We start from the raw sequence: 11,899 nt of genomic DNA, 5'->3' as shown, positions 1-11,899 counted from the left end.
GAGATTCAGCGTATGACCAAACTTTGCCGGACAACGCGGCTCGTTACGCTCGCACTGGGCGCCTCTTTGCTTCTGCCTGGCCTGGCTTCCCCAGCCCATGCCAAGGCGTTTTTCGGGCAAGACCAGCAGGGCAAGTACGAACCCTACAAACCTGGCATGAACCTGCCTGACGGTGTGTTCCCCCCAATGCAGGGCTACACCCATGGCGACCTGATCGCTGCAGCCCAGGTGCGCGTGGAAGCGTTCCTCAAGGCTCAGAAGGTTGACCCGACATTGATCCGCGAGTCTTTGATTGCGCTGGCTACCCATCTGAATACTAGCCTCGAGAAAGAAGGCGCTGAGTATCAGATCTCCAGCTGGTATCAGAAACCATACGATGACCCTGCGGCGCGTCAGCGCAGTGTCGAGCGGCTGGGCGAGCACTTTGGCGGTGTCGCCGTCGATGGCGCGGCGGACTCCCTGGAGGGCTCGCCATTGCTTTATAAAGGTCGCGAATTCTGTACGGACCTGATCGGTGCGGCAGGCGATGGTGTACACGACCTGATCGTGACGTTGAACCGAAAGGGCGCATGAGGGCCCACCGGTCTGATGACTTTATATGCCGCCTTGAGGTGGCAGCAGGGAGAAACAAATTGAAAGGAACAACTCTCGGAACAGACGCCCGTCCAGCCGACAAAGCTGCGCGCTACTGCAAGGCAGCTACCTCGCGACTGCGCGTCGGCTCGCTCGTACCCCTGGTACTGGCAGCGTGCACGCTTTTCTCGACCACTCCTCCAGCCCATGCCAAGGAGCTTCCCATGCCAGACAGTCAAGGTCAGTACCAACCCTACAAGCCTGGCATGAAGCTGCCTGATGGTGTGTACCCACCGATGCAGGGATATACACACGCAGATTTGATCGAGGCTGCAGCCAAACCTGTCGAAGCCATTCTGAAGGCTGACAGTGTCGACCCGACGCTTATAAAGGAAACGCTGTTCGCGCTGGCCGGCAAGTTCAATCAAGAACTGGAAGGAAAACTGGTCGAGTATCGATTGGCCAAGTTGAACCAGGAAACCAAGGATGATCCGGCCGAACGCGCCAAGTTCTTTGACCAGGTAGCAGAAAGCCTGGGGGCTATGGCGATACGCGCAACCGACCAGTCGTTTCGCGGTTCTCCACTCTTGAGCAAGAGCGATGATTACCTCGCCCGCCTCAGCAGAAGTGCCGGAGATGGTGTCTACAACCTGGTTGTCACCTTGAGCAAGGCCGAGTCTTGAACCGTACCGAGTACTGGCCCTTGGCCGCAGGATTGCCGATATCCTCCGACCCGCATGAAGTGGACAACTCCGTGCCCCGAACAAACAAGGCTCCGCCGCTAGGCGTCTGCAGGGAGAGACAGATTGAACGGTAAAACTGCCGGTGCCCGCGCACCTTCTGCCAGCAATGCCCCACGGCGTACCCGTGGCGCAGAGGCGTGGCTACGCATGGGGGCGTTCGCTCCCCTCGTGCTCGGGGCCTGCCTGCTCCTACCTGCCACTGCTTCCCCGCTTCAAGCCAAGGAGATTTCCATGCAAGACAATCAAGGCCAGTACCAACCTTATACTCCTGGCATGAAGTTGCCCGATGGTGTCTTTGCGCCGATGCAGGGTTACACCCACGAGGACCTGATCGAGGCGGCCGGCAAGCGGGTTGAGGCCGTGCTGAAAGCCAATGACGTCGATCCGACGCTGGCCAAAGAAACGCTCTTCGCCTTGGCCGATCATCTGAACCGAGCCTTCCAGTCGCAAAACGTCGAATACCAGATTGCAACCTGGTTCAAGAAACCGTACGACGACCCTGCTGCACGCGCACAAAGCGTTTCTGCCATGGGCGAAAGCTTTGGTGCGCTCGCCATCCGTGCAGCGGGCGACTCGTTGAAGGGCTCCCCACTGCTGCACAAGAGCGACGCTTTCCTGAGCGCCTTCATCAATGGTGCCGGTGACGGGGTCCACGATCTGATCGTAACCCTCAACAAGCAGAATTCCTGATTCTTCGATTCACCCAAAGCGGCTCTGGCTGCGCAACGACACTGAACAAGGAACCGCCGCGTGGCGGAGGCAGGGAGAGAGATTGAACGGTAAAACCATCGGTGCGAACGCATCCATCAACGGCAACGCCTATTGCCGCACCAGGGGCCTCTGGTCGCGACTGCGCCTCATCGCGCTCATACCTCTCGCGCTGGGAGCCTGTGTACTCCTGCCTGCCACTTCATCTGCGCTTCAAGCCAAGGAGATTTCCATGCAAGGCAAACAAGGCCAGAACCCATCCAGCGCAGCCGATACCAACCTGCCCGAAGGTGTGTTCCCTCCCATGAAGGGCTACACCAACCAGGAATTGGCCACGGCCGCGTGCCAGAGTGTCGACAAGGTGTTCAAGGACAACAACATCGAACCGACGCTTGCCCGCGAGTCTCTTTTAGACCTGTTCAACCACCTGACCGCTGCCTACCAGGCAAACGATGTGGACCACCAGATTTCGACCTGGTACCAGAAGCCATATAACGACCCTTCGGTTCGTACCGAGAGCGTCAAAGCAATGGCCAAGGAGTTCAACGCACTCACCATTCGTGCCGCCGGCGATGCGCTGATCAAATCGCCATTGGGCAACATGAGTCGGGATTTCCAGCGCAGCTACCTGCAAAGCGCCGGTCTGGGCGTCCAGAACCTGATTGAAACCCTTAACAAACCCGGCACCTGAGTTATCCATGACCGCCGCGATGTCGACCCCGGCCGCAACTTCCAGGTGGGCAAGAGCACCGCGATCGTGCATGACAAAGGCATCGCCGACCAGGCCCGTAACCTTGCCCCCTAAGTTGGAGCTTGGTGCCGAAGTGGTCAGTGTCATGCGGCGTTGAGTGACAGAGATCATGGCTGGTGCAATTGAACCGCCTAGTGGCCCCTGGCCACAAGTTTCTCGGTATTCTTCGAACCTCGCTAGCTGGCCTAGGCCGCGTCATCCCATCAAACAAGGACCCGCCGCTAGGCGGATGCAGGGAGAGAGAGATTGAACGGTAAAACTTTCGGTGTGAGCGCCCCCGTTGCCGAAAACGGCTCATGCCGCGCCAAGGGCTTCTGGTCGCGGTTGCGCCTGAGCGCGCTCGTACCCCTCGTGCTGGGAGCCTGCGTACTCCTGCCTGCCACCTCATCTGCGCTTCAAGCCAAGGAGTTTTCCATGCAAGACAATCAAGGGCAGTACAAACCTTATACCCCTGGCATGAAACTGCCTGATGGGGTTTTCCCGCCGATGCAGGGCTATACCCATGCAGACCTGATTGCGGCAGCACAGGTGCGTGTGGAAGCGTTCATGAAAGCTCAGGACGTCGATCCGACATTGATGCGCGAGTCGTTGATTGCCCTGGCTACTCATCTGAACACCCAGTTCGAAAAGGAAGGGGTCGAGTACCAGGTAGCCAGCTGGTATCAGAAGCCCTATGACGATGCGTCTGCCCGCACACGCAGCGTCGAGCGGATGGGAGAAGATTTTGGTGGCGCAGCGGTGGATGCAGCGGCTGATTCGCTGAGTGGCTCGCCATTGTTGCTCAAGGGCAAGGAGTTCTACAAAGCGTACATCGGCGCCGCCGGTGATGGTGTGCATGACCTGATCGTGACCTTGAACAAAAAAAGCTCCTGAGGGGGGCGTCGGCGCGGCACCGCGCCGGCAGATAATTTCCGCCTTACCCACGTAGCAATTCATAGGGATATGACATGGGCGATGCATTGCGCTTCACGGTGTATTTCGACGGCACCGGCAACAACAAAGACCTGAATACGCCTGAGGGCACGCAAACCAACGTAGCCCGACTGTTCGAGCTGGATACGGCCAAAGGCACAAATCTGGCGCGTAACTCAGGGCATGCTCCGCAACAGTACGATGCCCAGGAGCGCTCCGGTCAATCGGAAAAGGTCTACTTCGACGGCGTTGGCAGCCAGGCTAAAACATCCGCTCGTTCTGCCCTTGAGGGCGGCACCGGGCTGGGTGGCCAGGAGCGTATCGACCAGGCGTACGACTCAATTGTGGCTTTCCACAACAAGTACCCGGACCAAAAGGTCGACGTAAACATCGTCGGCTTCAGCCGCGGTGCCGCGCAGTCCCGTGCGCTGGCCAACGAATTCATCGAGCGCGGCGTACCGAAGCTGGATGATCAGGGCAAGGCCACCGGCGATTTCCTGATTCCCCCAGGCCAGGCCCATGTAAACAAGCTGGGCATTTTCGATACGGTGGCCTCCTATGGCAACGCGATGTCGGATACGCACCTGGGCAAGAACCTGGAGGTGGGCAAGAACGTCGACTCGACCACCCATCTTGTGGCGGCGAATGAGTACCGCGACACCTTCCGCTTGACCAGCGCACTGCGCAACGACGACAACTCGCGTATTGAGGAGTTGAAGTTCCCAGGCGCCCATTCGCAGGTTGGCGGCGGTTACAAGGATGATGTGCTGGCGGCCGGGCCGCTGGCGGTAATGTACGACCGCCTGCAATCAGCTGGCATCGAAATGAAGCCGATGCAGCGGGATGACGTGCAGCGCATCGACCAGTACAACGATGTGATCAAAAGCCCGGAGAAGGTCCAGGAAGCGCTGATTGATTCACGGTTGGTCAATGGCAAGGACGCTTTCACCCGTGGCGTTGATGGCTCCTTCCAGGTGGTGGACAACACACCGTTCCCGATGGAACGGGGGACGATCAATGTTTTCGATCGACAGGCTCGGCCGTTCGACCACCAGACAAATGGGCGGGGAGTCATTTTCGAGAACGACAACTCACTGAGCAAAAGTGGCGTGCAGAGGGGCGCCGAATCGGTAGGCAATTGGTTCGCTGAAAAGGGTACGCAGCTCAAGGACCGGGCCTCTGAGTACCTTGGGATGCGCAACCGTTCCGAACGTCAGGAAGCACGTGCAGAAGACTCGTTCGAACAGGAGTTGGCGAAGTACCGCGAAGCCGCCATTCAGCAAGGCCAAGACATGGCGAACACCATGACAGGTTCGCGGCCAGACCAGAGCTTCATCAGTAGTCTGAACCTGCAACCCGTGCCAGTCCCCAAGGACCTCAAGCAAGGCCAACAGCAAGATACCCTGGCCCAAGAGCGCAGCGACTCGTTCAAAGCCATGGAAGAGAAAGCCCGCGGCCTGAACCCCTCGGCCAGCATCGGCGAAGCCTCGCAAACCGGGCGCAAGGCCACCAGCGGGATGGTCGTCGGCATGGACGAGCACCACATCCTGCAGAAGGTCGGCCAGACCGATCAGTTCGTCATCCATGACCGCCGCGACGTCGACCCCAGCCGCAACTTCCAGGTGGGCAAGAGCACCGCGATCGTCAATGAGAAAGGTATTGGTGAAGTGGCCCGCGACCTGGCGCCGAAGCTGGAGCTGGACGTGGGCCTGTCCCAGGCGATGCGCCGGTGAGTGAGCCTCATGTGGCCGGTGCGGCTGCAGCGCGGCTAGGGCAGCCTGCGTTCGCCCTGCCTCGCCTGCGACTGGCCGACGGTGCCCTGGAGGCATTGAAATGGCTGGCGTTGTTGTTGATGACCGGCGACCACGTGAACAAGTACCTGTTCAACGAGACCCTGCCTTACCTGTTCGAGGCGGGGCGGCTGGCGATGCCTTTGTTCGTGGTGGTACTGGCCTACAACCTGGCGCGCCCGGGTGCGGGGGCAAACGGCGCCTACCGCCGCACCGCGCTGCGGCTGTGCCTGTTCGGCGTATTGGCGACGCCACCTTTCATCGCCCTGGGCGGGCTGCTGTATGGCGGCTACCCGTTGAACATCCTGTTCACCCTGCTGGTGATTACCCTGGCGACTGCCGCTTGTGAGCGCGCGTCGGCGGGGCAACCGCTTTACTGGGCTGTGGCTCTGAGTGTGTTCGTGGTCGGCGGAGCCTTGGTCGAGTTCTGGTGGCCAGCTGTGCTGCTGGGGCTGTGCGTGGGGTGGTACGTGCGGCGCCCGAACCTTGTAGCGGCTGTCGGGGCCGCGCTCTCGTTGGCGGCGTTATCACCGATCAACGGCAATGCCTGGGCGCTCGCCGCCCTGCCCTTGCTGCTGGCAGCCGGGTGGTTGCAGCCGAAGCTGCCGCGCTGGCGCTGGTTGTTCTATGCCTATTACCCCTTGCACCTGGTGGCGCTGTTGCTGATCCGCATCCCGATGGCCAAGGCCGGTTACCTCTTCCTGATATGAAGCACGAGCCCATGGACGATTCGAAGAAAGTGAAGCTCCCGCACGGTGACGACGGGCTTGGCCTCGAAGCCCAGGCGCAGGCGTTGGCTGCCGAGCAGATGGCCCTGCTTGAGGGCGGCTCGGTGCAGGCGCGGTACAACCAGGCGTTGGGCGAATACGTCGAGCAGAAGGCCGACCAGTGCGCCGCCCTTGAGCAGCGCCTGGAAGGCCTGGTAGATCGCCAGCAGGCGCAACTGCAACAAAACCTGGCCCAGCGCCCTGGCTGGATTGCCTTGCCATCCACTCGCGCGGCCTGGGACCAGGCCAACCAGCGTTGCCAGGCGCGCCTGCAGCAGCTGCAATTGCGCCTGGAGCGGGTGCAGGACCTGCACCACGGCATGGGCCTGTACACTCCGCTGCTCGAAGAGCTGGCGGTGCGCAAGCTGCGCGCCGAACAGCCCGAGCTTGCCGAACAGTGGAGCCTGCAGCGTCAGGCCGAGCGCTCCCTGACCGAGGCGCAGCGGCGCAGCCAGGCCCAGGAGCTCGGGCGTTCGCGCACCTCATCGCCCTGAACCAGAACTCTCACTTTCCATTCCTTCGTTCACGGAGCGAACCCATGAAACACAACAACGCCGTCGGTCCGCAGATACGCGGTGGCCAGCGCAGCAGCGGCAGTACCTGGCAGGCTTTGCTGGCGATCTTCTTCCTGCTGGCGGGCCTTGCCACCGCCACCCAGTACTTCGCCTACCTGTTCCAGTACCACGCAGCGCTGGGGGCCAACCTGAACGGCGTCTACGCGCCCTGGATGATCCTCGTGTGGGCGGCCAACTGGTCGGGCCAGTACCAGGACTCGCTGATGCGCGCAGGTTCCCTTGGCATGCTGGTCAGTGGCGTGGGCATGATGGCCTTGATGGTCATCCGCCTGATCAACAGCAACAGCGCCAAAGGCAATGCGTTCCTGCACGGCTCGGCGCGCTGGGGCGAGCGCAAGGACATCGAAAGCGCCGGCCTGCTGGCCGACGAGGGCGTGTACGTCGGTGCCTGGCTGGACAAGCGCAACAAGCTGCATTACCTGCGCCACAACGGCCCCGAGCACATCCTCACCTTCGCCCCGACCCGCAGCGGTAAAGGCGTAGGCCTGGTGATCCCGACCTTGCTGTCGTGGAAGCACAGCGCGGTGATCACCGACCTCAAGGGCGAGCTGTGGGCGTTGACCGCCGGCTGGCGGCAGCAGCATGCCGGTAACCGGGTGCTGCGCTTCGAGCCGGCCACGGCCAATGGCTGCGTGGGCTGGAACCCGCTGGAAGAAATCCGCCTGGGCACCGAGTTCGAGGTGGGCGACGTGCAAAACCTCGCCACCCTGATCGTCGACCCGGACGGTAAAGGCCTGAATGACCACTGGCAGAAGACCTCGCAGGCCATGCTGGTCGGCTGCATCCTGCACCTGTGCTATCGCGCGCAGGACGAAGGCGGGTTCGCCAGCCTGCCAGCGCTGGACGCCATGCTCGCCGACCCTTCGCGGCCAATCAGCGAGCTCTGGGAGGAAATGACCCACTACGGCCACCTCGACGGCGAGAACCACCCGCTGGTGGGTTCTGCCGCGCGCGACATGCTCGACCGTCCGGCGGAAGAGGCAGGCTCGGTGTTGTCCACCGCCAAATCGTACCTGTCGTTGTTCCGCGACCCGATCGTGGCGCGCAACGTCGCCCGCTCGGAATTCAAGATCCGTGACCTGATGAACCACGACGACCCGGTCAGCCTGTTCATCATCACCCAGCCCAACGACAAGGCGCGCCTGCGCCCGCTGGTGCGGATCCTGGTGAACATGATCGTTCGCCTGCTGGCCGACAAGATGGACTTCGAGGACGGCCGGCCCAAAGCGCACTACAAGCACCGCCTGCTGATGATGCTCGACGAGTTCCCGAGCCTGGGCAAGCTGGACATCATGCAGGAGTCGCTGGCCTTCGTTGCCGGTTACGGCATCAAGTGCTACCTGATCATCCAGGACTTGTCGCAGCTGCAGGAATTCTACGGGCAGAACGAGAGCATCACCTCCAACTGCCATATCCAGAACGCCTACCCGCCGAACCGCGTGGAGACGGCGGAGCACCTGTCCAAGCTCACCGGGCAGACCACCATCGTCAAGGAGCAGATCACCACCAGCGGGCGCCGCTCCAGTGCGCTGCTGGGCCAGGTGTCGCGGACCATCCAGGAAGTGCAGCGGCCGCTGCTGACCACCGACGAGGCCCTGCGCATGCCCGGCCCGCGCAAGGACAGCCAGGGCAATATCGAGGAAGCCGGCGACATGGTGGTGTACTGCGCCGGTTACCCGGCGTTCTACGGCAAGCAGCCGCTGTACTTCCAGGACCCGATCTTCCTGGCCCGCGCCAAGGTGCCCGCGCCGCGTGAAAGCGACCGCACCATCGACATACCTGGCACGGCGACACCTGCATGAAACGACCGCTGAGCGTGGCCGCGATGCTGGCCATCCTGGCCTTGCTGGTGCTGCCGCTGCTGTTGCGCAGCGGCGCCCGGATCAACATCACCAGCAGCTTCCCGCCGGGCATCTACTGGGTGGTCGACAAAGCACCGGAAAAAGGCGATCTGGTCATGTTCTGCCCGCCCCAGCAGCCGGTGTTCGACCTGGCCCATACGCGCGGTTACCTGAGCAGTGGGCCCTGCCCGGGGGGCTACATGCGTATGATCAAGCGCCTGGTCGCGGTACCGGGCGACGAGGTGCTGATCGCCGCCGAGGGCGTGAGCGTCAACGGGCAGCTGCAGGTGCGCAGCCAGCCGTTGCCGCAGGACCCCAGTGGGCGCAGCATGCCGCATCCGTCGTCGGCGCAATTTCGCCTGGGTAATGGCGAGGTGCTAATGCTCTCCGATTACAGCCGTCTGTCGTTCGATGGCCGCTACTTCGGCGCTGTGCCGCAGGCGCAGCTGGACGAGGTGGTCCGGCCTTGGCTGGTGTGGAACCGCACGCCCCGGTAAGCCGGGGCACTCCAACCCCAGTACCACTCATGCCAGCGAATAATTACAGTAATGGTACTTGGCAGTTGATGGTTTTTTGCTATTATTCAGTTCCCGCCTTTTATATCTGGAACACCCGTTCTAGAGCCTCCGAATTAAGTTTCAGTTAAGTTTTCCCCGCTAGCGTAGGAAACCAGTCCACGAAGACTGTGATCTATGGCCTGTGCGTGTCATCTAATTCCTCGCATAGCCAGAATCTTTCACCGGTAAAATGGATTTACCTACACACCGTCAAGAGGATGAATCATGCCCGTCAAGGACCCATCCAAGGTCGTTCCGCAGGCCCCCGCGGAGAGCGCCGATGCCGCCCTCAAGCACATCGTCGACGGCTTCCTGCGCTTTCACCATGACGTCTTCCCCGAGCAGCAAGAGCTGTTCAAGAAGCTCGCCACCGCGCAAACACCGCGCGCCATGTTCATCACCTGCGCCGACTCGCGGATCGTTCCCGAGCTGATCACCCAGAGCTCGCCAGGCGACCTGTTCGTGACCCGTAACGTCGGTAACGTGGTACCGCCATATGGCCAGATGAACGGTGGCGTTTCCAGCGCCATCGAATACGCCGTGTCAGCGCTGGGCGTGCACCACATCATCATCTGTGGCCACTCCGACTGTGGCGCCATGCGTGCGGTGCTCAACCCGCAATCGCTGGCCAAGATGCCGACCGTGTCCGCCTGGTTGCGCCATGCCGAAGTGGCACGCACCGTGGTCGAGAACAACTGCTCCTGCGGCAGCGAGCACGAAACCATGCAGGTGCTGACCCGTGAAAACGTCATCGCCCAGCTGCACCACTTGCGCACCCACCCATCGGTGGCTTCGCGCCTGGCGGCGGGTGAGTTGTACATCCATGGCTGGGTCTACGACATCGAGACCAGCAGGATCGAAGCCTACGACGCCGCCAGCGACAGCTTCATGCCCTTGGCCGCCGGTGAGCCGGTACCCTGCGCCACCCCGAGAGGCCGCTACTAAGCGACCCTTCCACCGCTAGAACCTTGATAGCCGGATGCACCCTACACGGGTGTGGCGCGGCCATCTGCTGCCTTGAATTCCCTGACTGCCCTGCCGGCGTGCTCGCTGGCGGCCCGCGCCTGCGCGTTCGTCAGGGGCCAAACGTGCCCACGGCCAGGGGAATGGCCGTGTGACTGAGAAAGGAGAAACACGGTGAACATTACACAGTTGAAAGCGGCCCTGCCGCGTGAGTTGCTGGCGTCGGTGGTGGTCTTCCTGGTCGCCCTGCCGTTGTGCATGGGCATCGCGATCGCTTCAGGCATGCCCCCGGCCAAAGGCCTGATCACCGGCATCATTGGCGGTGTCGTGGTGGGCTTTCTGGCGGGCTCGCCGCTGCAGGTCAGCGGCCCAGCCGCAGGCTTGGCGGTGCTGGTATTCGAGCTGGTGCGCCAGCATGGCGTGGCCATGCTCGGGCCGATCCTGTTGTTGGCGGGGCTGCTGCAACTGCTGGCTGGGCGCCTGCGCCTGGGCTGCTGGTTCCGGGTGACTGCGCCGGCGGTGGTGTACGGCATGCTGGCCGGCATTGGCGTGCTGATCGTGTTGTCCCAGGTGCATGTGATGTTCGACACCGCGCCGCAACCGTCGGGCATGCAGAACCTGCTGGCGTTCCCTGCGACCCTGGCCTCGGCCCTGCCGCTGGAAAGCGCAGGTTCCGGCTGGCAAGCCGGTGCGCTCGGGCTTGGTACCATCGCCATGATGTGGGCGTGGGAGCGTTTTCGCCCGCAGCGGCTGCGCTTCATCCCCGGCGCCCTGCTGGGCGTGGCGAGCATGACGATCATCGCCATGTGGCTGGCCCTGCCGGTCAACCGCGTACAGGTGCCGGCGGACCTTTCCCAGGCCATCGACTGGATTCGCCCCGATGACTTGCTGAAATTGGCCGACCCGACCCTGCTCGTGGCTGCATTTGCCCTGGCCTTCATCGCCAGTGCCGAAACGCTGTTGTCGGCTGCTGCCGTGGACCGCATGCACAGCGGCCAGCGTTCGGACTTCGACCGTGAACTGTCGGCGCAAGGTATCGGTAACATGCTCTGCGGCGTGCTGGGTGCCCTGCCGATGACGGGTGTGATCGTGCGCAGCTCCGCCAATGTGCAAGCGGGCGCGCAGACGCGGGCCTCGGCGGTTCTTCATGGCCTGTGGTTGCTGGCGTTCGTGGTGGTGTTGAGCAGCGTGCTGCAACAGATCCCAGTGGCGAGCCTTGCGGGCGTGCTGGTGTACACCGGCATCAAGCTGGTGGACTTCAAGGCGTTTCGTGGCCTGGGCCGCTATGGCCGCATGCCGATGTTCACCTACGCGGCCACCGCGCTGGCGATCATCTTCACCGACCTGCTGACCGGTGTGCTGCTGGGCTTTGCACTGACCTTGCTGAAGCTGGCCTTCAAGGCGGCGCGGCTGAAGATCAACCTGGTAAGCCTGCACAAGCCTGGGCACATGGAGCTGCGCCTGAGCGGTGCGGCAACCTTCCTCAAGGTGCCGGCCCTGACCCAGGTGCTCGATACCGTGCCGGCAGGCACCACCTTGCATGTGCCGCTGAGCAACCTCAGCTACATCGACCACTCGTGCCTGGAATTGCTCGAAGATTGGGGGCGGAGCAATGCGGCGCATGGCTCGCGGTTGCTGATCGAGCAGCGCCGGCTGAAGCGGCGGATCGAGGGGCGGATGCGGACCACGGCAGGGGTTGGAGCATAGTGCTTAACCGTT

Annotated in this window: 12 protein-coding genes; all 12 read left to right on the top strand. The window is 62.2% G+C overall.

The window, feature by feature from the left end; genetic code table 11:
- The first annotated feature begins 12 nt into the window (after positions 1 to 12).
- Complete coding sequence (locus ACIPIJ_RS14875) at positions 13 to 573, top strand: hypothetical protein (protein WP_401077700.1); 561 nt, start codon at positions 13 to 15, stop codon at positions 571 to 573.
- Positions 574 to 797: 224 nt separating this feature from the next.
- Positions 798 to 1,256, top strand: a complete 459-nt coding sequence (locus ACIPIJ_RS14870) for a hypothetical protein (RefSeq protein ID WP_401077698.1) — start codon at positions 798 to 800, stop codon at positions 1,254 to 1,256.
- 291 nt (positions 1,257 to 1,547) lie between these two features.
- On the top strand, positions 1,548 to 2,006 hold the full coding sequence (locus ACIPIJ_RS14865; RefSeq protein ID WP_401077696.1) for a hypothetical protein: 459 nt from the start codon (positions 1,548 to 1,550) through the stop codon (positions 2,004 to 2,006).
- An 82-nt stretch (positions 2,007 to 2,088) separates the two neighbouring features.
- A complete protein-coding gene (locus tag ACIPIJ_RS14860) occupies positions 2,089 to 2,715 on the top strand; it encodes a hypothetical protein (RefSeq protein WP_401077695.1) in 627 nt (208 codons plus the stop codon).
- Between the two features lie 306 nt (positions 2,716 to 3,021).
- A complete protein-coding gene (locus tag ACIPIJ_RS14855) occupies positions 3,022 to 3,648 on the top strand; it encodes a hypothetical protein (protein WP_401077694.1) in 627 nt (208 codons plus the stop codon).
- A 74-nt stretch (positions 3,649 to 3,722) separates the two neighbouring features.
- Positions 3,723 to 5,420 carry a phospholipase effector Tle1 domain-containing protein gene (locus ACIPIJ_RS14850; RefSeq protein ID WP_401077692.1) on the top strand — a complete coding sequence of 566 codons (1,698 nt, stop codon included), beginning with the start codon at positions 3,723 to 3,725 and terminating at the stop codon, positions 5,418 to 5,420.
- Positions 5,417 to 6,187 carry a TraX family protein gene (locus ACIPIJ_RS14845; protein ID WP_401077690.1) on the top strand — a complete coding sequence of 257 codons (771 nt, stop codon included), beginning with the start codon at positions 5,417 to 5,419 and terminating at the stop codon, positions 6,185 to 6,187. Before ACIPIJ_RS14850 ends, ACIPIJ_RS14845 begins: the two co-directional genes overlap by 4 nt.
- A gap of 11 nt (positions 6,188 to 6,198) precedes the next feature.
- The gene (locus ACIPIJ_RS14840) at positions 6,199 to 6,738 is read left to right on the top strand and encodes an IncP plasmid survival protein KfrC family protein (protein WP_401077689.1); all 540 of its coding nucleotides are present in this window, start codon (positions 6,199 to 6,201) and stop codon (positions 6,736 to 6,738) included.
- 44 nt (positions 6,739 to 6,782) lie between these two features.
- Complete coding sequence (locus tag ACIPIJ_RS14835) at positions 6,783 to 8,621, top strand: type IV secretory system conjugative DNA transfer family protein (RefSeq protein ID WP_401077687.1); 1,839 nt, start codon at positions 6,783 to 6,785, stop codon at positions 8,619 to 8,621.
- Positions 8,618 to 9,157 (top strand): conjugative transfer signal peptidase TraF, encoded by a 540-nt coding sequence (traF, locus tag ACIPIJ_RS14830; protein ID WP_401077686.1) that lies wholly within the window; start codon positions 8,618 to 8,620, stop codon positions 9,155 to 9,157. The genes ACIPIJ_RS14835 and traF overlap by 4 nt, the downstream gene beginning before the upstream one ends.
- A gap of 285 nt (positions 9,158 to 9,442) precedes the next feature.
- Positions 9,443 to 10,162, top strand: coding sequence for a carbonic anhydrase (locus tag ACIPIJ_RS14825; RefSeq protein ID WP_012312070.1), 720 nt, complete (start codon positions 9,443 to 9,445; stop codon positions 10,160 to 10,162).
- 192 nt (positions 10,163 to 10,354) lie between these two features.
- Positions 10,355 to 11,887: a SulP family inorganic anion transporter gene (locus tag ACIPIJ_RS14820; protein WP_401077684.1), complete on the top strand. Its 1,533-nt coding sequence runs from the start codon at positions 10,355 to 10,357 to the stop codon at positions 11,885 to 11,887.
- The last annotated feature ends 12 nt before the right edge of the window (positions 11,888 to 11,899 follow it).

The organism is Pseudomonas sp. NPDC087185, from assembly GCF_044744955.1.
Taxonomy (GTDB): domain Bacteria; phylum Pseudomonadota; class Gammaproteobacteria; order Pseudomonadales; family Pseudomonadaceae; genus Aquipseudomonas.
This window is presented reverse-complemented; position numbering and strand designations above follow the sequence as displayed.